The organism is Dactylosporangium sp. CA-152071, assembly GCF_050936335.1.
In the GTDB taxonomy this organism is placed as follows: domain Bacteria; phylum Actinomycetota; class Actinomycetes; order Mycobacteriales; family Micromonosporaceae; genus Dactylosporangium; species Dactylosporangium maewongense.
Genome location: NZ_JBNJMZ010000001.1, coordinates 1,797,054 through 1,817,409 on the forward strand (window position 1 = coordinate 1,797,054; position 20,356 = coordinate 1,817,409).

18 protein-coding genes are annotated in these 20,356 nt (G+C 72.7%); 11 read left to right on the forward strand and 7 right to left on the reverse strand.

What is annotated here, in order from left to right:
• The first annotated feature begins 5 nt into the window (after positions 1-5).
• From ACQEVZ_RS07630 to ACQEVZ_RS07640, 3 genes are all read left to right on the forward strand, one after another.
• Complete coding sequence (locus ACQEVZ_RS07630; protein ID WP_433363174.1) at positions 6-1,178, forward strand: NAD(P)/FAD-dependent oxidoreductase; 1,173 nt, start codon at positions 6-8, stop codon at positions 1,176-1,178.
• A gap of 318 nt (positions 1,179-1,496) precedes the next feature.
• Positions 1,497-1,994: a sigma-70 family RNA polymerase sigma factor gene (locus tag ACQEVZ_RS07635; protein ID WP_433363177.1), complete on the forward strand. Its 498-nt coding sequence runs from the start codon at positions 1,497-1,499 to the stop codon at positions 1,992-1,994.
• Entirely contained in the window at positions 1,991-3,130 is a 1,140-nt protein-coding gene (locus ACQEVZ_RS07640; protein WP_433363180.1) for a hypothetical protein, read from the forward strand. The genes ACQEVZ_RS07635 and ACQEVZ_RS07640 overlap by 4 nt, the downstream gene beginning before the upstream one ends.
• A 2,892-nt stretch (positions 3,131-6,022) precedes the next feature.
• On the opposite strand, the gene ACQEVZ_RS07645 is transcribed toward ACQEVZ_RS07640, so the two are convergent.
• A complete protein-coding gene (locus ACQEVZ_RS07645) occupies positions 6,023-11,764 on the reverse strand; it encodes a hypothetical protein (protein WP_433363183.1) in 5,742 nt (1,913 codons plus the stop codon).
• 95 nt (positions 11,765-11,859) lie between these two features.
• Between ACQEVZ_RS07645 and ACQEVZ_RS07650 the strand changes: the two genes are divergently transcribed.
• The 7 genes from ACQEVZ_RS07650 to ACQEVZ_RS07680 all read left to right on the forward strand — a co-directional run bounded on the left by ACQEVZ_RS07650 (position 11,860) and on the right by ACQEVZ_RS07680 (position 15,805).
• A complete protein-coding gene (locus ACQEVZ_RS07650; RefSeq protein ID WP_344511260.1) occupies positions 11,860-12,744 on the forward strand; it encodes a hypothetical protein in 885 nt (294 codons plus the stop codon).
• Between the two features lie 15 nt (positions 12,745-12,759).
• Positions 12,760-13,065, forward strand: a complete 306-nt coding sequence (locus tag ACQEVZ_RS07655; protein WP_203844309.1) for a WXG100 family type VII secretion target — start codon at positions 12,760-12,762, stop codon at positions 13,063-13,065.
• 146 nt (positions 13,066-13,211) lie between these two features.
• On the forward strand, positions 13,212-13,541 hold the full coding sequence (locus tag ACQEVZ_RS07660; protein ID WP_433363188.1) for an ArsR/SmtB family transcription factor: 330 nt from the start codon (positions 13,212-13,214) through the stop codon (positions 13,539-13,541).
• Positions 13,542-13,546: 5 nt separating this feature from the next.
• On the forward strand, positions 13,547-14,029 hold the full coding sequence (locus ACQEVZ_RS07665) for an SRPBCC domain-containing protein (RefSeq protein ID WP_433363191.1): 483 nt from the start codon (positions 13,547-13,549) through the stop codon (positions 14,027-14,029).
• A 298-nt stretch (positions 14,030-14,327) separates the two neighbouring features.
• On the forward strand, positions 14,328-14,936 hold the full coding sequence (locus ACQEVZ_RS07670) for an NUDIX domain-containing protein (RefSeq protein WP_344511251.1): 609 nt from the start codon (positions 14,328-14,330) through the stop codon (positions 14,934-14,936).
• Entirely contained in the window at positions 14,923-15,144 is a 222-nt protein-coding gene (locus ACQEVZ_RS07675; protein ID WP_433363195.1) for a hypothetical protein, read from the forward strand. Before ACQEVZ_RS07670 ends, ACQEVZ_RS07675 begins: the two co-directional genes overlap by 14 nt.
• Entirely contained in the window at positions 15,137-15,805 is a 669-nt protein-coding gene (locus tag ACQEVZ_RS07680; protein WP_433363198.1) for a 3'-5' exonuclease, read from the forward strand. The genes ACQEVZ_RS07675 and ACQEVZ_RS07680 overlap by 8 nt, the downstream gene beginning before the upstream one ends.
• 196 nt (positions 15,806-16,001) lie before the next feature.
• Here ACQEVZ_RS07680 and ACQEVZ_RS07685 read toward each other — a convergent pair whose 3' ends face one another.
• Together ACQEVZ_RS07685 and ACQEVZ_RS07690 are read right to left on the reverse strand one after the other, a co-directional pair.
• Positions 16,002-16,334 carry a branched-chain amino acid transporter permease gene (locus tag ACQEVZ_RS07685; protein ID WP_433363201.1) on the reverse strand — a complete coding sequence of 111 codons (333 nt, stop codon included), beginning with the start codon at positions 16,332-16,334 and terminating at the stop codon, positions 16,002-16,004.
• Positions 16,327-17,058, reverse strand: coding sequence for an AzlC family ABC transporter permease (locus ACQEVZ_RS07690; protein ID WP_433363204.1), 732 nt, complete (start codon positions 17,056-17,058; stop codon positions 16,327-16,329). The genes ACQEVZ_RS07685 and ACQEVZ_RS07690 overlap by 8 nt, the downstream gene beginning before the upstream one ends.
• A gap of 62 nt (positions 17,059-17,120) precedes the next feature.
• Between ACQEVZ_RS07690 and ACQEVZ_RS07695 the strand changes: the two genes are divergently transcribed.
• The gene (locus tag ACQEVZ_RS07695; protein ID WP_433363207.1) at positions 17,121-17,582 is read left to right on the forward strand and encodes an Lrp/AsnC family transcriptional regulator; all 462 of its coding nucleotides are present in this window, start codon (positions 17,121-17,123) and stop codon (positions 17,580-17,582) included.
• Between the two features lie 75 nt (positions 17,583-17,657).
• Here the strand turns inward: ACQEVZ_RS07695 and ACQEVZ_RS07700 are convergent, their stop codons facing one another.
• From ACQEVZ_RS07700 to ACQEVZ_RS07715, 4 genes are read right to left on the reverse strand one after another with little or no spacing between them, the layout of a single operon-like run.
• A complete protein-coding gene (locus ACQEVZ_RS07700) occupies positions 17,658-18,944 on the reverse strand; it encodes an RNA polymerase sigma factor (protein WP_433363210.1) in 1,287 nt (428 codons plus the stop codon).
• Between the two features lie 13 nt (positions 18,945-18,957).
• Positions 18,958-19,383, reverse strand: coding sequence for a YciI family protein (locus ACQEVZ_RS07705; protein WP_433363213.1), 426 nt, complete (start codon positions 19,381-19,383; stop codon positions 18,958-18,960).
• A gap of 28 nt (positions 19,384-19,411) precedes the next feature.
• Positions 19,412-19,768: a DUF1801 domain-containing protein gene (locus ACQEVZ_RS07710; RefSeq protein WP_433363216.1), complete on the reverse strand. Its 357-nt coding sequence runs from the start codon at positions 19,766-19,768 to the stop codon at positions 19,412-19,414.
• A 14-nt stretch (positions 19,769-19,782) separates the two neighbouring features.
• Entirely contained in the window at positions 19,783-20,331 is a 549-nt protein-coding gene (locus tag ACQEVZ_RS07715; RefSeq protein WP_433363219.1) for a dihydrofolate reductase family protein, read from the reverse strand.
• Positions 20,332-20,356: the final 25 nt, after the last annotated feature.

The following is a 20,356-nucleotide window of genomic DNA, read 5'->3' on the forward strand; positions in this document are numbered from 1 at the left end:
GGGACATGCAGCAGCACCGCATCATCGTTCTGGGCGCCGGGTACGCCGGGGCCATCGCCGCCGGCCGGCTCGCCAAGCGGCTGCGCCGCGAGGACGTCGCGATCACCCTCGTCAACGCCGACCCGGACTTCGTCGAACGGGTCCGCATGCACCAGCTGGCGACCGGCCAGGCGCTCAAGCCGCGGCCGTTCAGCGCGATGCTCGCCGGCACCGGCGTCCAGCTGCGGATCGCCAAGGTCACCGCCGTGGACGTGGAGCGCAGGACCGTCACGGCCGGCGGTGAGGAACTCGGATACGACACCCTCGTCTACGCGCTCGGCAGCGGCTGGAACGCCCAGGGCGTCCCCGGCACCGCTGAGCACGCCCACGAGCTCGCCAGCCGCTCCGGCGCGCTGCGGCTGCGGGACCGCCTGGCCCGCCTCGACGCCGGGCAGCCCGTGGTCGTCGTCGGCGGCGGCCTCACGGGACTGGAGGCCGCCACCGAGATCGCCGAGGCGCGTCCGGACCTCGAGGTCGCCCTCGCCGCCCGGGGAGAGCTCGGCGACTGGCTGTCGGACAAGGGCCGCGCGCACCTGCGGAAGGTCGCCGCCCGGCTCGGGATCACCGTGCACGAGCACACCGCCGTCGCCCGGGTCGAGGCCGACGCCGTCATCACCGCCGACGGCCGCACCATCCCGGCCGCGGTCACGGTATGGACCGCCGGGTTCGCGGTCCACCCGATCGCGCAGGCGAGCGGCCTGGAGGTCACCGACACCGGCCGGATCGTCGTCGACGGCACCATGCGGTCGGCGTCCCATCCGGAGGTGTACGCCGTGGGCGACGCCGCCTTCGCCATGGGCGCCGGGGACAAGCCGCTGCGGATGTCGTGCGCGTCCGGCACCCCGATGGCGTGGCAGGCCGCCGACGCGATCGCGGCACGCCTGACCGGCGGGAAGCTGCCGAACGTCCCGCTGCGCTACTTCAACCAGTGCATCTCGCTGGGCCGCAAGGAGGGCCTGATCCAGTACGTGACCGCCGACGACCGTGCCGTCTCCGCGGTCCTCACCGGCCGGCTCGCCGCGCTCTACAAGGAGCTGATCTGCAAGGGCGCGGCCTGGGGCGTCGCCAACCCGACGCTGGGTCTGCCCACCCGCCGCCACCCCGTCACCGTGGAAAGCACGGTCGGGGCGACGGCGTAGCGCTGCCAGAGCCGGGCTCTACCGCGTCTCAGCAGTACACGTTGCCGCGGGTACTGGATGATGAACGCGCTGGACGTCTTGGTGGCGCTCTGCCGCCCTCACCCCGGACCGTACCTGCACATCGGCGGCGACGAAGCGTCGAGCACGCCGGCGACGGACTACATCGACCTCGTATAGCTGGCGGTCGATGAACGGACACGCCATGTTCATCTTCGGCTACCCGTAGGCAATCCGGCGCTGTAAGTGTGGGCGCGGAAGTGCTCAATGAACGACCATCCGGGCGCTTCGCACGAATGTACGCGAAAGGCTGCGCCCAACGTGAGCTCTGGCGATGCCGCCCGCGACCTCGGCGAACAGCGCGCCGCCCTGCACCGCTACGTGACCCGACTCGTCGCCCCCGACCTGCACCAGGCCGAGGACATCGTGCAGGAGACCCTGCTGCGCGCGTGGCAGCACGCCGACCAGCTCGACTGGGCCGAGCGGCCGATCCGGCAGTGGCTGTTCAGGATCGCGCGCAACCTCGTCGTCGACGCCTGGCGCAAGGACCGCAGCGTGCCGATCGGGATCGCGGCCGACCTGTTCCCCGAGCGGGCCGACCGCGGCGACCTGGCCGAGACCGTCGCCGACCGGCACCTCCTGGTGCACGGGCTGCGGCAGCTGCCGGCCCGGCACCGCGAGATCCTGGTGCACGTCCACCTGCTCGGACGCGGCGGCGACGACACCGCGGCGGCGCTCGGCATCCCCGGCGGCACCGTGAAGTCCCGCACCCACCACGCGCTGCGGGCCATGCGCGTGGTCCTCGGGGAGGCGGCATGATCGCGTACCTGTCGGCGCACCGCGGGCCGATCAGCGCCCTGCTCGGCGGTCTCGGCCTGCTCGTGCTCGCCCTCGTCCTGCTCCAGCGCGCGGTGCGGCGGGCCGGCGGCTGGCGGGTGGTGCGGCGCCGGTTCGCCCACGAGGTGCGGCGGACGGCGGCGGCGTTCGGGCGGCCCGTCCGACGCTGGTGGCGGTACCGGCGACGCCTCGAACTCCTCAGCGGACTGCTCGCCGACCCGCAGACCTGGACGACCGCCGCGGCGGCGCTGCGCGACATCCCGCTGCCCGGCCGGCGGCAGCCCTACGCCGTGATCCTCGCCGGCGACGCCGTCGGCGTGTACTTCGCCGGGGCGCCCTGCGAGGCCCCCGACGACTCGTCGTGGACCGCCGACGAGGACGACCCGCTGCTGTGGTGGACCCCACGGGACCCGAACGCACCCGGCGACGCGACCCCGGTGCTGGTGGCTGCCGGCGTGGAGGACGCCCGCGGCGGCGTGGTGTTCCTCGACCTGACCGCCGGCCCCGCCACCGTCGCCACGACCGGCGACGACCGCACCGGCCGCGCGCTCGTGCAGTCGATCGCCGCCCAGCTCGAGGCCCGCCTGCCCGGCGGCGCGGTCACCATCGGCCCCGGCGTGCATCCCGGGTTCGACGGCGAGCTGACCACGCCGGCCAGCGAGTTCCACATCTGCGCGGGTGTACCCGGCAGCACGCGCACCGAGCTGCGCACCGTCCGCATCGGCGGCGCCCAGGGCCATGCCAGGCTGCTCGTCGCCGACCGCACGGGACTCGTACGCCCGGCCGGCACCCCGCTCGTCCTCGACGTCACCGCGCTGCCGAGATCGGTCGTCCGCACGCTCGCGACGATCCCGCCCGCGCCGCGGCGCCCAGACACCGGCCCGCTCCTGGACGAGGACGCCTTCGTGGCCTCCCTCGACGGCCCGTCGTCCCGGCCGCCGGTCCGAGCGGCGACGGCTCCGGAGGCCGACCCGGAGGCGCCTCCGCCGGGGGAAGCGGCCGACGCCGGGGCGCCGCCCGTCCGGCCGGTCAGCGCCACCACGCACGACGAGGACGAGTTCGACGAGCCGGAACGCCCCGCCCCCGGCGTGTCCGCGACCAGGGGGATGCCGGCGTGAACCTGACACTCACCACCGTCGACGGCATCGACGGGACGCGCCGGGACCACCTCGTCGACCTGCCCGGCGCCTGCACCGTGGCCGAGCTCAGCGCCGCCCTCGACCGGCCCGCCGACGACGGGGGCGCGGCCAGGTTCCTGGCCGGAGCCGGTCCGGCCAGGAAGGTGTACCTCGACGGCGTCGAGGTGCCCCTCTCCGCCCCGGTGCACGGCTCCGGCATCCGGTCAGGAGCGGTCCTGGGTCTGGGCCGGCCCGTCCGGCGACGGGACCTGGTCCGGCCCGACGCGGCCGACGCCGGCCCGGTGCTCGTCGAGCTGCACGCGGTCTCCGGGCCGGCCGCCGGCCGAAGCTGGCGGCTCACCCCGGGCAGCTGGGAGATCGGCACCGCCGATCACTGCGCGATCAGCGTCGACGGCCCCGACGCGCCCACCGGCGGGCTCTGGGTGACGGTCTCCCGGGGAACCGTGACCTGGCACCGCGAGCCCGGCGACGACGGCGAGGTCAGACCGGCGGTCGTGGAGCCGCCGTACGCGTTCGACCCGGAAACCGGCATCACCGTCGAGACCGGCGGGCGGCCATCGGTACCGGACGCGCAGGACGACGACGAACCCGCCCGGCGCTGGGAGCCCGGCACCGATCTCGCCGTCGGTCCGGTCCTGCTGAGGCTCGTCGCCCCGGTGGCGGCCGACGCCGCGGTCACGGACGCCGCCGACGGGATCGGCCTGGACTACAACCGGCCGCCGCGGATCGCGCCGCATCTGGACGCCGAGCGGGTGCGGCTGCCGAACCCTCCGACCAAGCCGCCGCGCCAGCCCTTCCCGATGCTGATGCTCGTCGCCCCGATCGTGCTCGGGCTGGTCCTCGTCGGGGTGTTCCGCTCGTACTTCTACCTGGTCTTCATCCTGTTCACACCGGTCATGGCGGTCACCAACTGGATGGTCGGCCGGCGCGGCAACCGCAAACAGCACGAGGACCAGTGGCGGCGGTACCGGCTGCGGATGGACTCCCTGCAACGCGAGATCCACGACGCGGTCCGGCAGGAGCGGCACGTGCGCTGCGTGACCGGACCCGACCCGGCGACGCTCGGCCTCGTCGCGACCGGCCCCGGGGTGCGGCTGTGGGAGCGGCGCCGGCGGGACCCCGACCACCTGCTGGTCCGGCTCGGCACCGCCGACCTGCCGTCCGTGAAGGAGATCGACGACCCGGGCCGTGACGAGAACCACCGCACGGTGCGCTGGAACATCCAGGACGTGCCGGTCGGCCTGGAGCTCGCCGAATACGGCGTCATCGGCGTCGCCGGCCCGGCCGCGCCGGTACAGGCGCTGGCGCGGTGGTTCGTCGCGCAGAGCGCCGTCCTGCACAGCCCCCGGGACCTGCGGGTGGTCGTGCTCACCGAGCCCCAGCGCAGCGACGGCTGGAGCTGGGTCCGGTGGCTGCCGCACCTGCGGCCCGCCGGTGGGGGCGGCCCGATGGTCAGCGTCGGCAACGACCCGGAGAGCGTCGCCAACCGCGTCGCCGAACTGGTCGCCCAGGTGCAGGCGCGCCAGCGGGCGCTCGGCTCGTCGCTGGGCAAGGCCATGTTCACCGACCCCGACGTGCTCGTCATCCTCGACGGCGCCCGCCAGCTGCGAGACGTCCCGGGAGTCGTGCAGCTGCTCACCGAGGGCCCGCGGGTCCGCCTGTTCAGCATCTGCCTCGACGAGCAGGAGCGGCTCCTGCCGGAGGAGTGCACCGCGGTCGTCGTGGCCGCCGCGACGACCGTCACGCTGCGCCGCACCGGCAGCGCCGACCTCACCGGCATCCGCGCCGACCTGGTCGACGTCGGCTGGTGCGAGTGGCTCGCCCGCGGCCTCGCCCCGCTGCGCGACGTCAGCCCCGAGCACGACGCCGGGCTGCCCCGCGAGGTGCGGCTGCTGGAACTGCTGGACCTCGAGCCGCCAGACCCCGCCGAGCTGCTGCGCCGGTGGGAGAAGCGGCCGGCCAGCACCACGTTCGCGCTCGGCCGCGGCTACGACGGGCCGCTCGCGCTGGACCTGGTCCGCGACGGGCCGCACGGGCTCGTCGCCGGCACCACCGGGTCCGGGAAGTCGGAGCTGCTGCAGGCGTTCGTGGCGTCGCTCGCCGCGGCGAACCGCCCCGACGAGCTGACCTTCGTCCTCGTCGACTACAAGGGCGGCAGCGCGTTCCGGGAGTGCGCCGAGCTGCCGCACACCCTGGGCATGGTCACCGACCTCGACGCGCACCTCGTGCAGCGGGCGATGGACTCCCTCGGCGCCGAGCTCCGCCGCCGGGAGCGGATCCTCGCCGGCGCCGAGTGCAAGGACCTGCCCGCGTACCGGGCGAAACGCGCCGCCGACCCGGCGCTGCCCCGGCTACCGCGGCTGCTGCTGGTGATCGACGAGTTCGCCACCCTCGTGCGTGAGGTGCCGGACTTCGTGCCCGGCCTGATCGGCATCGCGCAGCGGGGCCGGTCCCTCGGCATCCACCTCGTCCTCGCCACGCAACGGCCGGCCGGGGCGGTCACCCCCGACATCAAGGCCAACACCAACCTGCGGATCGCGCTGCGGGTCACCGACACGGTGGAGAGCCAGGACATCATCGACACCGGCGAGGCCGTCACCATCTCGCCCGGCAACCCGGGTCGGGCGCTGGTGCGCGCCGGGCACCGCACGACCGTGCCGTTCCAGGCCGCGTGGGTCGGGGCCGGCCGGCACCCCGAGGGCACCGCACCTGTCGCCGCGGCGCCGCTGCGCACCGCGGAACTGTCGTGGCAGCGGCTCGGCCGCCCCGTCGACCTGCCCGTCGCCGACGTCGACCCGCACGCCCCCACCGCTCTCGTGCCGACGGACCTGCAGGTCTTCGTCGCCGCCGTGAACGAGGCCGCGGCCGGCCTCACCGACCTGGTGCCGCAGCCGAGCCCGTGGCTGCCGGCGCTGCACGAGCGGGCGCTGCTGGCGGAGCTGACCGTCCAGCGGGAGGCGCCCGTGCACGAGAGCGTGCCGCCGCTGATCCCGTACGCGCTCGAAGACGTCCCGCAGCTCCAGCAGCGCCGGGTCGCGACGGTCGACCTCGGCACGTTCGGCCATCTCTACGTGATCGGCGCACGCCGCCGGCGCCGAGGTCGAACTGCTGATACACGCCGGCGTTCGCGGGGCCGTGCGCGGTGCCCCACTGGCGCTGCACGACCGGCCCGGGGTTGCCGCCGGCCGGGGGCAGCCGGTCCGTCCAGCCGCCGTCTCGGTCCAGGGTGCGGGGGCCGTGGCCGAGCCGGTTGCCGGCGTTGTCGAAGCGGTGCCAGGTCCAGTCGCCGAGGGCACCGCGCAGCCCCACGACGTCGCCGCCGCCGATGCCCTGCCGGAACTCGTGCACGAGCCGGCCACGATGGTCGACGTCCCGCCAGCCGACGGCGTTGGTGTCGAACCTGCGTACGCCGTGGTCGACGACCCGGCCGTCGGGGGTGAGCTCCACCCAGTGCGGGCGTTGCGCAGTGCGGCCGAAGTCGCCGTCGATGCGGCGGAACACGTCGAGGCTGGTGCCGCCCGGGATCGGGCGCCGGTCGAAGACCTCGACGCCGGACCGGTTGAGCAGCCGGACCCGCCCCGAACCGGCGGCGGCCGCGTCGACGGTCCCGGCGTGGAACGCGCCGGCGGGCAGCTGCACGCCGTTGTCGGCGAGGTGCCAGGTCCGGCCGGTGGCGTTGACCACGAACTGCCGGGTGGTGGGTGCCGCGTCGCGCAGCACGTTGAAGGACTGCTCCAGGAGGTTGCCGGCGGCGCCGTACCGGCGGAACTCCCCGGCGTGCAGGCCCAGCTGGTCGGTGACCCGGTAGCCGGCGCCGTCCGCGGCGACCTGGAGGCCCGGGAGCCGCACGCCGGCCAGATCCTCGACGTGCCCGGCACCGCCGGCGGCAGGGGTGACCACGACCCGGTCGGCCCGGCCGGCGAGGTCGCGCACCGGCGTGCCGGTCTCCAGGTGGGTGCCGGCGCCGTCGAAGCGCTGGAACGCGTTGCCGCCGAGCGTGTCCGTGATCTGGGTCCCGCCGCCGTGCGCCGTGACCGTGAACCGGGCGTCGGTGACCTCGATGCGGGCCGGCGCGCCGCCGGTCGGCTGGACGTGGAACCGGTCGCCGAGCACGTTGCCGCCCGCGTCCCGCAGCGGCCGGCCGGTCTCGGTCAGCGCACCGGTGCCGTCGAAGCGCTGGAACCCGTGGTGCGCCGCGGTGTCGGTGACCTGGGTCCCGCCGCCGTGCGCCGCGACCGTGTACCTGGGGTCGGTGACCTCGATCCGGCCGCCGGCGCCGTGCGCGTCCGTCACCCAGAACCGGTGGTCGAGGACCCCGCCGCCCGCGTCGGTGAGCGGGCGGCCCGTCGCGGTCAGGGTGCCGGCCTGGTCGAAGCGCTGGAACGCGTGGTGCGCCGCGGTGTCGGTGATCTGGAACCCCGGGCCGTGCGCCGCGACCGTGAATCTGGCGTCGGTGACCTCGATGCGGGCCGGCGCGCCGCCGACCGGCTGGACGTGGAAGCGGTCGCCGAGCACGCCGCCGCCCGCGTCCCGCAGCGGCCGGCCGGTCTCGGTGAGCGCGCCGGTGTGGTCGAAGCGCTGGAAGCCGTGGTGCGCGGCGGTGTCCGTCACCTGGAACCCACCCCCGTGCACGGCCGTGGTGAACCTGGGGTCGGCGACCTCGACGGTGTGCCCGCCGGCGCCGTGGGTGACGACGAACTGGCCGCCGACGGGGGCGCCCGTCGCGTCCCGCAGCGGGCGGCCGGTGGCCGTCGCGGTGCCTGTGGCGTCGAAGCGGTGGAAGCCGGCGCCGTCGGCGACCTGGAAGCCGTCGCCGTGCCGCGTGATCGCGTGGCCGCCGGTGCTCTCGATCCGCACGCCGCCCATGGCGTACCCGCCGACCGGCTCCACCACGAACCGGCCCTGCAGGTCGTGCCCGTCCAGGCCGCGCAGGACCGTGCCGACCTCGGTGAGGTCGCCGTCGGCGTCGAAGCGGCGGAACCCGGTGCCGCCGCCGATCTGGTACCCGCCGTCGAACTCCGTCACGGTCAGGTGCGGCACCACGGCGCCGTCGTCGTCGATCAGCCGCAGCTGCACCGCGCCGGCGGCGTCGACGTGCTCGTCGATTCGCAGCCCGAGCCCGCCACCGTCGGCGCCGCGGAGCACGACGTGCCCGTCGATCGGCGCGCCGGCCCACAGGTCGTTGACGATCCGCGAGAGGTTGCCGCCGCCGCCGAGCAGCCGCGGCCGGTCCCGCAGCGAACTGGCGGTGAGCTCGGAGATCCGGGCGTCCATCGCGGCCGGGTTGACCCCGAGGCCGCGCAGCTCGGCCTCCAGGCGTTCGACGCGCATGAGGGCGGCCTGGTGGGCGTTGCCGGCGTGCACGTGAGCGACACCCGGGCCGCTGGACGACTGCCCTGGCCGGGCCTGGATGTCGTTCCAGAGTGCCTCGACGCGGCCGAGTTCGTTGCGGGCTCCCGTGTACTGGCCCCAGGTGTCCAGGCGTTGCCGGCGCAGCGGATCGTCCATGGCGCCGAACAGTCCGGCGATGCGGTTGCTGTCACGCTGCCAGGCGGCGTCCAGCTGCGCGCCGGTCGGGCGGGCGTTCGACGCCGGCGGGGGCGGGGTGATGCCGGCGTCCCGGACCGCGGCGCCGCCGGCGTGCGGCGCGCCCCGGCTGAGCTGGGTCTGCAGCAGGCCGAGCGCGAGGGTGACGGTGACCGGGTCGACGCCGGCGTCCGCCGCTCCGCCGCCGGGCGGGGTGGCCGGCCCGGGGTCGGCGTCGCTGCCGGCCCGTCCGCCCGGACCCAGGTCGACGTCGGCGCCGGCCCGTCCGCCCGGACCCGGATCGACGCCGGCGCCGGCCCGTCCGCCCGGACCCGGGTCGACGCCGGCGCCGGCCCGTCCGCCCGGACCCGGATCGACGCCGGCGCCGGCCCGGACGGTGTTGTCTGCGCCGTTCAGGGCTCGGACGTCGACGGCGAGCTGGGCGACCGGGGGTGGGGGCTGCACACCGGCGAGGTGGGCGGGGCTGCCCGAGGCGCCTGCGGGCACGTGGACCGTGGGTGTGCCGGCATGGTGCGGGCCGTGGATCGCCGGGGCACCGGGGTCGCGCGGGGGCGGGGCGTGCAGGGCGGACGGATCCGCGCCGTGCGGCACCGGGGTGTGCGGGACGACGAGGTCACCGTCGTGCGGTGCCGCGTGCAGCGCGCCGTTCACGTTCGGCGGGGTGCCCGCGACGTGCGCCGGGGTGGGGTGCAGGCCCGCGGCGCCGTTCAGACCGGGTGGGGAGCCGGCGAGGTGGGCCGGGGTCGTGGCCGCGGCGCCGGGGTGGGCGGAGACGCCGTCGAGGCGGGTGACGACGAGCTGGGACACCGGCGGGGTGTCGAGGCCCCGGCTCAGGGCGCCGAGGTCCTGCGACACGTGCTGGGCGCCGATCGCGAGGCCGGTGTGGTCGCCGATGCGGGCGCCGGCGCCGTTGACCGCGCCGCCCGGGGTGCCGATCAGCGTGTGCGCGGTGGGCGCCGCACCCGGGTGCTGGGCGAGCAGGTCCATCGCCCCGGCGTGCGCCGAGGGCGGCGGGCCGAGGTGCAGGCCGTTGTGCACGGACGGGACCGGGGTGGCGTGCGTGAGGGCGCCCGGCGTGATCGCGTCCCCGAGCGCGACCGGCGCGGGACCGCCGTGCGTGAACCCGCCGGGCGCCGGCACGCCGTTCGCGATGACTGCCGGCGGGGGCGCGGCGTTCGCCAGTACCGGCGAGGCACCGGCATGCGTGAGACCCGCCGGCGGCGGCACGGCCGTCGCGAGCACCGGCGTGGCGCCCGCGTGGGTGAGACCCGCCGGCGGGGGCACGGCATTGGCGAGCACCGGGGAGGCGCCGAGGTGCGTCACCGCGGCCGGCGGGGGCACGGCGTTGGCCAGGACGCTCGCCGGTGGGACGGTGTTGTGGGTGACGGCGCCCGGCGGGGTCAGGTGGACGGCGCCCGCCATGGAGCCGGTCTCACCGAGGTGGATGCCGCCGAGCAGGGAGCTCGGCGGCGGGGCGGTGACCGCGGAGATGGCCGGCAGGTGCAGGTTGCCGCCGACGCCCGCGTGCTGCGCCGGCGACACCGGCTGCAGGTGTACGCCGGCGCTGACGCCCGTGCCGGGGTCGAAGGTGTGCAGGGGCGGCATGCCGATGCTCATGCCCTCCAGCCGCACCCGGGTCAGCGTGTCCATCGGCGACAGCATGATGGCGTCGATGCTGCGGACCGCGTCGCCGCTGAAGTGGAAGCCGTCGCCGATGGTGCTGTGCAGCTGCATCGCCGGCGGGGTCGGGGTGATCTTGCCGATGCCTTCGAACGATCCGACGTTGACGGTCTCGATCCGGGGCGGGACGGTGAGGTTGCCGGTGCGCACGTCGTTGAGGTCCAGGTGTACGCCGCCGCCCCCGCTCTCCGGGAGGAAGACGTGCGGGCGGGGCAGGCCGTACAGGTGATGGCCCAGGACACCGCGGTCGAAGACGGCGAGCTTCATCGCCTTCCACACGCCGAGGTGCAGCTCGTCGGCCTCGGCGGGCAGGAAGAGCCGCAGCCAGCGGTTGCCGCCGAACTCGGTCTTCAGGAACGTCCAGGTGCTGACGCCGAACTTGGCGACCATCGAGGGCACGCTCGTGGCGAACGCCTGGATACCGCGGACGCCGTTGACGACGAAGAGCCCCGCCTTCGACAGCGCGATGCCGGTGAGGGCGGGCAGGTCGGTGATGCCGGTCCGCAGCCACAGGGCGCCGTTGCGGATCCAGGTGCCGGCGACGGTCGCGATGTCGTGCAGTCCGGGGAAGATCACGAACGGGTGGCTGATGATGCCGCGGAACGCGTTGCCGAAGAACTTGAACACCGCGAACGCGCCGGCCTTCAGCCCGTTCCAGGCGAACTTCGCGCCGGCGGCGATGATCTGGAAGATCGGCACGGCCCGGGTGGTCGGGGCGAGAATGCCCAGGGCGGAGAGGAAGAACTCCAGCGCGGTGGCGTTGCCGTGGGCGAAGTCGACCGCGGTCTTGATGAACAGGGCCAGGTTGACGCCGATGGCCACGAGCGCGATCGGGCCGCCGAAGACCAGCGCCGGCAGGATCAGGGCGATCGCGATCCACTTGAAGATCTCCCAGAACTCCTCGCAGCCGGACACGGGCTGCTTGATGTTCTGATACGCCTCGACGATCCGGTTCGACGCGGTGTCGGCCGCGGCGCTCTGCTGCTCCCCCGCGGTGCGGGCGGTGTCGGTGAGCGCCGCCCGGCCAGGGTCGTCCTCAGCCATCCCGCGGGCCTGGGTGAGTGCCTGGTCGGCGCGCCACTGCTCGTCGCGCATCACCGCCACGTAGGTGGTGAGCGCCGCCGCCGACCACTCGAACGCCTCGGCGAGACTCTGCACGAAGCCGCGCAGCCGGCCGCTGATCTTCTCCCGCAGCGCCTCGGCGGTCTTGCCGGCAAACGCCTCCGGGCCGGCGGTGTCCAGGACGGCGGCGAGCGCGGTGTCGACCTCGCGGGCGACGGTGCCGAGGCTGCGCAGCGAGGCGATGACCTCGTCGATCCGGGCGGGGTCGCCGGGGGTCGGGTCGCCGCCGAGGCCGACCTTGTCCCAGTCGGTCGGTCGTGGCACGCGGACACCCCCCTCGCAGCGGATCTGCATGACCACGTGTGAACCCGCCGGACGGTTCACACGTGGTCGAGGCGGGACCACGAGAGGAGGCCGCGTTGCCCGACTTCGCCATCGACTACGGGCTGTTGCACGAGGCCAAGAAGGACCTGCACGATCTCGCCGACCGGATCGGGCCGAAGCTCGGCGACACGGTGTTCTCGCAGGTCGGCAGCATCGAATACGAGGACTCGGACGCGGTGTTCGGCAACGACGGGCTGGCTGGGTCGTTTCGCAGCCTGTACCGGATGGCCCAGCACCCGATGAGCAAGGCCGAGGACGACCTGCGGGAGCTCGGTGACATCTTCGGCGCGGTCGCCGACGGGTACTTCGACGTCGACGCCCAGATCGCCAACGGGATGGGCATGATGGGCGCCAGCCTGGACCTGGACCGCTGGAAGGACTCCAAGGACGCCTGGGACTACCTGCAGGCGCACCGCGGTGACTGCGTGCCGGGGCCGGACGGGTCGATGCCGGGCTTCTGCTCCGCGACCGACCCGGGCCCGCCGCCGACCGACTCGACGATCACGACCGAGACGGGATCGGTGCACACCCACCTGACGCTCGACGAGAACTACAACGTGATCAAGGAGGAGACCACGGTCGTCAACGGCGACCAGCGGTACACCTCGACCACCACGTATTCGGCGGATCGCACGTCGTACACGACGGACACCACCTACAGCGACGGCAGCACGACCCACTCGGTGACGACGACGGGTGAGCACGGCTCGTCGGTGACCGACACCACGGCGGGCGACGGCTCGACCACGCACACCGTCATCGCCCTGAACGAGGGCGGCGGCGGCACGATGACCGTGACCGAGAGCGACGGCACGGTGACGAAGTACACGCGCGGCGATCAGTACGCGCGCTGGGACGAGGTCGAGAAGACCACGCCCGAGGACGAGACCGACTACTCCAGCTACCCGATCGGCGTCTGACCGAAGGAGCCCGCCATGCCCAACATCTCACTCGACTACGACAAGATCGAGGCGACCTCGACCCGCCTCGACGGCGCCGTCCGCGACATCCTCCCGATGCTCGAGTCCCTGCGCAGCGACGTGTCCAACCTGCTGGAGGACGGCCTGGTCTTCCAGCAGTCCAGCCCCGCGATGAAGGAGTCCTACGACAAGTTCAACACCAGCCTCCTCGCCGCGATGAAGGGCATCAACGACTTCGCGAAGCAGTTCCGCGACATCCGCACCTCGATGGAGGAGATGGACGTCGACATGGCCGGCAAGATCCGCTCCGCCGGCTCCTGACCCACCGCCGCTGCTGGTCCGCTCCCGGGCGGACCAGCAGGTGGTCGCCGCCGATGCCCTGCGGGAAGCCCTCGCCCGTTCAGTCGGTTCACCCCCACGATACTTAGCCCTTGCGCTAAGTATCTGGACGAAGAATACTTAGCCGCGTGGCACAGTATTCGGCGCAGCTCGACGGCGTGTTCGTCGCCCTTGCCGACCCGACCCGGCGCGGCGTCATCCAGCGCCTCGGCCGGGGCCCGGCGAGCGTCGGCGAACTCGCCGGCGAGTTCCCAATGACCCTTCCCTCGTTCATCAAGCACCTGCGGACGCTCGAGGCCAGCGGGTTGATCCGCACGGCGAAGTCCGGACGGGTGCGCACCTGCACGCTCAACCGCGAACGCCTCGCCGTCGTCGACGACTGGCTCGCCCAGCAGCGCGGGATCTGGGAAGCGCGCACCGACCGCCTCGAACGCCTCCTCACCGATCAGAAGGAGTAACGGCAATGAATCCCGACCTCGACCCGGACCTGGACCTGGCCCTGCAACGGGTGATCCGCGCGCCCCGCGCCGCCGTATGGACCGCGTGGACCGACCCGTCCCGTTTCGAGCAGTGGTGGGTCCCGGCTCCGACCCTGTGCCGCGTCGACCGCCTGGACGTGCGGCCCGGTGGCGCGCTCGTGACCCGGCTCAGCGACGACGGGGTGACGTTCGCCCCGCACCTCGACGCGTGCTTCCTCGTCGTCGACGAGCTCGAGCGGATCGTGTTCACCAACGCGATCGACAGCGCTTGGCGACCCACGAACCCCTCCCCTGTCCCCATGACCGCCGAGATCACCCTGAGCGATCACCCCGACGGCACGGACTATCGCGTCATCGTCCGCCACGGCGATCCGGCCGATCGAGACCATCACGAGAAGCTCGGCTTCGCGGACGGCTGGGGATCGGTCACCGAACAACTCGCCCGGGTCGCCGAACGCCAGGGATGAGCGGCCGTCCGCGGTACGTTCCCGTGCCCCCACGAGCCTCTGCACGCCAACACACGTCAGACGGTGTTGGTGACGGCCGTCAGTAGCCGCTTGAGCTGCGCGACCAGTCGATCGTCGCCGCTTGTGACCACCCGGTCGTCGCCGGCCCGGTTGTAGAGCCAGTACAACAATCCACCAGGCGGTGTCTCTGGCTGACACGGCCACCACATTGCCGTCCCAATCGTTCAGGTGAGCGGCGAACTCCTCAGGAAACCGCCGGGTAAGTTCGCCGAGAAAGCCCGTGAGCGGAGGCGGACATATGATGAGAATGGCGGCCGAGCGGCAGGCGCTGCGGGAGCTGGTTGCCGGGCTGGTTCCGTTCGACGACCGTGAAGCCGCCGACCGCGACGACGTCCTGGCGTGGATCGACAGCGGCGCCGAGGTGTACCGGCGGGTGCCGCCGGACGTTCCGCCGAAGCACCTCGTCACTTACTTCCTGCCGTACGACGAACGCACCGACCGGGTGCTCCTCGTCGAGCACCGCAAGGCCGGGCGGCTGCTCCCGCCGGGCGGGCACGTCGAACCCGACGAACACCCCTGGGTCACCGTCGCACGGGAAGCCGGGGAAGAACTCCAGGCGGCGGCGCATCCGCATCCGTGGTGGCCCGGCGGACGGCCGCTGTTCGTCACGGTCACGCAGACCGTCGGCCCGCACGTCCACACCGACTGCACCCTGTGGTTCCCGATCGCGCTGGACGCTGACCGGCCGATCACACCAGATCCGGGCGAGTTCGCCGGCTGGGACTGGTACCCCCGCGCCGAAGCCATGACCTGGCCCGCCGAACGCACCGACCCGCACCTGCCGAGGTTCCTCACCAAGTTCACCCGCACCGCACCAGGCGAATGGGCTCCGCATGGCGACAGGTAGCCCACTCGGCGGGATCGGCGCCGACGTGGTCGGCCAGTACGCGATGCCGACCGTCCTGGGATTCCGCCGCCGGCACGCACCCGCCGTACGCGCTCACATCGCCGCACACGGCGGCCACGCGCTGCTGATCGAGGCGACCACCCGCCGGCAGGTCGACGAGCTCCTCGCCAGGCTCGGCAGATCCGCCTCCGGAGCTGCGGATGGTTGACCGGTACGCGACCGATCCGGCGATGCGCGCCACCACGTTCGTGGTCCTCGACTTCGAAGGCACCACCCCGACCGGAGCACCGGCCGAACCCATCGAGGTCGGCGCCGTCCTGCTCCGACTGCACGACGGGTCGGAAGGATGGCGGCTCGACGAGACCGGCCGGTTCGAGGCACTCATCCGGCCACCGGCCCACGCCCCGGTCACCGCGCTCGACACCCGCCAGACCGGCATCACCCCGGCGATGGTGACCGGAAGACCTGGTGCCGCGGCGGTCCTCAGCCAGTTCGACGCGATGCTCACCGCGCCGCCGTACGTGACGGTCGCGCATCACGCCGCCACCGAGGCCGGCATCCTGCGCCGGTACGCCACCGCCTGCCCGACCCTCGCCACCGCCCCGATGCTCGACACGATCCGGCTCGCCCGGCACGCCTGCCCCGGCCTGCCGAACTACCAGCTCGACACCGTCCTCACCCACCTCGGCATCCCAGTCCCAGCCGGACGGCACCGAGCCCTGCCGGACGCCACCGCGACCGCCACCGCAGTGCGGCACCTGCTCACCGCCGGCAGCACCCGGCTGGCCTGGTCCCGGCTGTCGCACCTGCACGCCATCTCCGGCGCCGCACCACCGCACCAACCCGGTGCCCAGCAGCCGCTGTTCTGACCACGCCGAACCCGACTGGCGCCACCTACGAACGCGTCCTGGCCTCCGACGTGCGGTACCGGTTCGACATCGACACCGCCACTCTCGCCTGACCGTCTCGTCCTGCGCGGCGGCCGGCGGCCCCTCGGGCATCCTCGCCGCCACCCTCATCGGGCGGACCGCTGACGCGTCCTCGTCGCCACCCCTCGGCTGTTTGTCAGCCGGCGAGCACGGTGCTGGCCAGAGCGACATGGATTGCGGTGCCACCCAGGATGCTCAGCAGGGCGCTGCGGCGCCACAGGTGCAGGCCGATGGTGGCGGCCAGCGCCAGCAGCACGGCGAGCAGCCGGTGGGTCGGGGCAGAAGGCAGGTCACGCAGGCAGTAGACGGCGAGGATGACCATGACCCCGGCCGGCATGGCGGTGCTCAGGTAGGTGATCGTGTGGCTGGCGCGTAGCCGGGCCAGCACGGCGAACGGCAGAGCCCGCAGGCCCCAGGTGACGGCCGCGGACATGCCAACCGCAGCGAGGATGTACGGGGTGTCATGCACGGGCGGATCTCCGGGCGGCGACGAACCGGCGGACCATCAGCGCGGCGGTGAACAGGGTGACGGCGGTCAGCATCATCTGCTCGGGAGACAGCAGACCGGCGATCACCGCGGCCAGCAGGGCCAGCACGGGGCTGGGGATGTCACGGCCGGCCCGGATGGCCTCGATGGCCAGCACCACGAACAAGGCGGTCAGCGCGAAGTCCAACCCGGTGACGCCGTCGGGCACCCGGGAGCCGAGCAGGCCGCCGAGGGTGGCGCCGGCGACCCAGTACATCTGCAGGAACAGTTGCAGCGCCAGGATGCGCCGGCCGGGCCAGGTTTGCGCCTGCTCAGTGGTGGTCAGCGCGTACGCCTCATCGGTCAACGCGAACGTGCCGTACACCTTGCCGACGCCGCGGACCCGATGCAGCGGGAACGACAGGGCGTAGAACAGGTGCCGGACGTTGACCAGGAAGGCGGTCGTCGCGATCGTTGCCAGCGGCGCCGCAGCGGTGACCAGGCCGATGAGGAGAAACTCGAACGACCCGGCGTAGATGACCGCGGTGAACACCGTCGCCCACCACCACGACAGCCCGGTCTGCACTATCAGCATCCCGAACGCGACGCCCAACGGCGCCAGGCCGAGACCCACCGGCAGCGAGTCCTTCACCGCGGCCACCACCGGCGACGGCATCGGCGGCCGGCCGGCTTGCACGGTGATTCTCGCAGCGGAACTCATGCCCATGCAGCAATTTTAGTTTGACGCAGGGCTCGTTCGATTGCGAATAGTTGCTCTACGGTGGGGGTGTGCGCAACGTGAACCGACTCGACGCGATTGATCGTGAAATTTTGTTTCACCTCGGTCGGGACGGGCGGCTGAGCAACGTCGACCTCGCCGGCCGGGTCGGGTTGACCCCGCCGCCATGCCTGCGGCGGGTCAAGCGGCTTGAGGAGGCCGGCGTCATCGCCGGTTATCGGGCCGTGATCGACCCCGCCGCCACCGGACGCGGACTGGAAGTCCTGATCGACGTGGAGATTCAGGCCCAAGACCTGAAGACCGTGCAGGAGTTCGAGACCACCGTGGCCGGTTACGACGAGGTCACCGAGTTCCGCCGCCTCTTCGGCCGTCCCGACTACTTCATCCGTGTCGCGGTAGCCGACCACGCCGATTTCGAGGCGTTCCTCAGCACCAAGCTCATCGGCCTGCCCGGCGTTCTGCGCGTGGAATCCCACCTCACCATGAAGAAGATCAAGGCCAACATGTGGTGACCTGTGCCTTCATTGCCAGTTCAGGTCCCGCTTTGATCGGGTGGTTTCGGGTTGGCGTAGGTCTGGATTTCCGGCTCACTCCGCTGGCGGCTCCTTGCTGGACCGGCCGCCGGCGTTGCGGGGGGCGAGCGCCTGCGCCATGCGGCTGAGAAGGAGTTGCCGTTCCTGTCTGGTCGGTGCGAGTTCGGCCGCGCGTTCCAGCTCGGCTGCGGCCTCGGCGTGGCGGCCGAGCCGGATGAGGATGTCCCCGCGCACCGCGCCCAGCAGGTGGTAGCCGGCCATCCGGCGGTCGGCGAGCAGTGGTCGGGTCGTGGCGAGTGCGGCTTCGGGTCCGTCGACATGGAGCACGGCGACCGCGCGGTTGAGCTCCACGACGGGTGACCGGGTGATCTGGGTGAGGGCGTCGTACAGCGCGAGGATGGCGACCCAGTCGGTGACTGCGAACGTCGCCGCGCGGGCGTGGCAGGCGGAGATGGCGGCTTGCAGCGAGAACACGCCGAGGGGCCGGGCCAGGTCGAAGGCGCGGTCGAGCATGCTGAGGCCGTGCTCGATCAGCGTGCGGTCCCAGAGCCGGCGGTCCTGGTCCTCGAGCCGGATCGGGATGCCGGCAGCGTCGACACGGGTCCGGAAGCGGGAGGCCTGCAGCTCCATGAGGGCGACCAGTCCGAACACTTCGGGCTCGGTCGGGGAGAGTCCTGCGAGGACCCGTCCCATCCGCATCGCCTCGACGGCGAGGTCGGCGCGGACGAGGTTCGTGCCTGACGAGGCCGAATAGCCCTCGTTGAAGATCGCGTAGAGCACATCCAGCACCGCGCGCAGGCGTTCGGGGAGTTCCCCGGCTGACGGGGCCTCGATCGGCACCCGCGCCTCGGACAGGGTCCGCTTGGCGCGTGAGATCCGCTGCCCGATCGTCGCAGTGGGCACGAGGAAGGCACGGGCGACCTCGTCGGTCGTCAGTCCGCCGAAGAGCCTCAGTGTGAGCGCGACCCGGGATTCGGGTGAGAGCACGGGATGGCACGTGGTGAACACCATGGTGAGCAGGTCGTCCGGGATCGGATCGAGTGCCTCGTCCGCGACATCGGCCAGTTCGCCATCGTGCCCGGCGACGAGGAGCGGCGCCTTCTTGCGGGCCGTCTCCTCGCGCCGGGCACGGTCGATCGCCTTGTGCCAGGCGGTCTTCATCAGCCAGGCACCCGGATTCGGCGGGATGCCGTCGGCCGGCCACTGCTCCAGTGCCGACACGAACGCCTCGGACGCGAGATCCTCGGCGATGTCGAGGCTCCCGATCCGGCGGGCGAGCGTCGCGATCAACTGGGGCGCCTCGATCCGCCATAGCGCCTCGACCGACTTGCGCAGGTCCATGGCCGGGTCCGGTTCAGTCCGAGGTCGGGTCGAGCAACCGCTCGCTCTTGGCGAGCGCGTCAGCGTCGACGGTCTGGGCGAAGTCGGCCATGTCGAACAACGGCCGGATCTCCAGGATTTGCGAGTCGCCGTAGGACGGGTCGAACGGGCACCTCTTCGCCCACTCGATCGCCTCGGCCAGCGAGCTGACCTCCCAGATCCAGTAGCCCGCGATCACCTCTTTGGACTCGGTGAACGGGCCGTCGACCACCGTCGTGCCCGCTGTCGAGAACGCGACCTTCGCCCCGGCGGCGCTGGGCTGAAGCCCCTCGCCGCCGAGCATGATGCCGGCGTTGACGAGTCGTTCGTTGAAGACCCGCATCTTCTCGAACATCTCGGTCGTCGGCTCACCGCTGCCCTCGTCGGCGGCATCGCCCTTGGTCATCACCATCACACGCATGAGAAGGATCCTCTCGGTTGATCTTGTCTCAGTCCAGGCCGGTGGTCCGGCGCAGCAGGCCGGCGATGAAGTCGGTGTCGACCGTGTCGCCCTCGGCGAGGTCGACGACCTTGCGGTCGCCGTTGCCCATCGACCGCAGCACGCCCGGCACCGGGTCGACCTCACCAGCACCGAACACCATGAACGAGACCTTGGCGGCGGCCACGTGCAGCACTGCGGTGTTCTGGCCGGCGAGGTTGAAGTGCGGCTTGCCGTACTGGATGACCTCCTCGACGCCGGGGACGGTGTCGAGAACGGTCTGGCGCAGCGTCGCGCACAGGTCCTGCTGCCACGGCTTGGTCTTGGCGAGGTAATCGGTGACGTCCTGGCTCATGTCGTCGCTCATCTCGGTGCTCCTGTTCAGGCGGTGGTGACGCGGTAGGTCGACACGACCACCCCGGACTCGAAGGTGGTGGTCTCGAAGTGCTGGAGGCCGGTTCGGCTCTCAGCGCGGAACAGCGGCTCGCCACTGCCCTTGAGGACCGGGTAGGTCCAGATCTTGTACTCGTCGAGGAGGCCGGCCGTCGCGAGTGCGTCGGTCAACCGGCCGTTGCCCCAGATCAGGATGTCGGCGCCATCGTTCTCCTTGAGCGCCTTGACAGCGGTCAGCAACTCGGCGCCGGCGATGACGGTCGTCGGGTTCCAGGCGCTGGTGTCGACCGGCTGGGAGGCGACGACGTACTTGTGCATGGCGTTGACGTGGTCGGCGTACGGGTTGCCACCCATGTCGGGCCACGCCTGCGCCATGCCCTCGTAGGTGATGCGGCCCAGGATCAGCGCGTCGGCCCTGAGCGTCAGGTCCAGGGCGTACCGCATGGCCGCCGGGTCGTTGTATGCCAGCGACCACTCGTGGGGGTTGTCGATGAAGCCGTCGACAGTGGTGTAGGTCGAAGCGATGATCCGTCGCATCAGGTCTCCCCCGGTGGTGGGCCGG

Coding starts and splice junctions, on each gene's coding strand:
- ACQEVZ_RS07630 (WP_433363174.1), top strand. CDS start 6: ATGCAGCAGCACCGCATCATCGTTCTGGGCGCCGGGTACGCCGGGGCC.
- ACQEVZ_RS07640 (WP_433363180.1), top strand. CDS start 1,991: ATGATCGCGTACCTGTCGGCGCACCGCGGGCCGATCAGCGCCCTGCTC.
- ACQEVZ_RS07655 (WP_203844309.1), top strand. CDS start 12,760: ATGCCCAACATCTCACTCGACTACGACAAGATCGAGGCGACCTCGACC.
- ACQEVZ_RS07665 (WP_433363191.1), top strand. CDS start 13,547: ATGAATCCCGACCTCGACCCGGACCTGGACCTGGCCCTGCAACGGGTG.
- ACQEVZ_RS07670 (WP_344511251.1), top strand. CDS start 14,328: ATGATGAGAATGGCGGCCGAGCGGCAGGCGCTGCGGGAGCTGGTTGCC.
- ACQEVZ_RS07675 (WP_433363195.1), top strand. CDS start 14,923: ATGGCGACAGGTAGCCCACTCGGCGGGATCGGCGCCGACGTGGTCGGC.
- ACQEVZ_RS07680 (WP_433363198.1), top strand. CDS start 15,137: ATGGTTGACCGGTACGCGACCGATCCGGCGATGCGCGCCACCACGTTC.
- ACQEVZ_RS07690 (WP_433363204.1), bottom strand. CDS start 17,058: ATGGGCATGAGTTCCGCTGCGAGAATCACCGTGCAAGCCGGCCGGCCG.
- ACQEVZ_RS07700 (WP_433363210.1), bottom strand. CDS start 18,944: ATGGACCTGCGCAAGTCGGTCGAGGCGCTATGGCGGATCGAGGCGCCC.
- ACQEVZ_RS07705 (WP_433363213.1), bottom strand. CDS start 19,383: ATGCGTGTGATGGTGATGACCAAGGGCGATGCCGCCGACGAGGGCAGC.
- ACQEVZ_RS07710 (WP_433363216.1), bottom strand. CDS start 19,768: ATGAGCGACGACATGAGCCAGGACGTCACCGATTACCTCGCCAAGACC.
- ACQEVZ_RS07715 (WP_433363219.1), bottom strand. CDS start 20,331: ATGCGACGGATCATCGCTTCGACCTACACCACTGTCGACGGCTTCATC.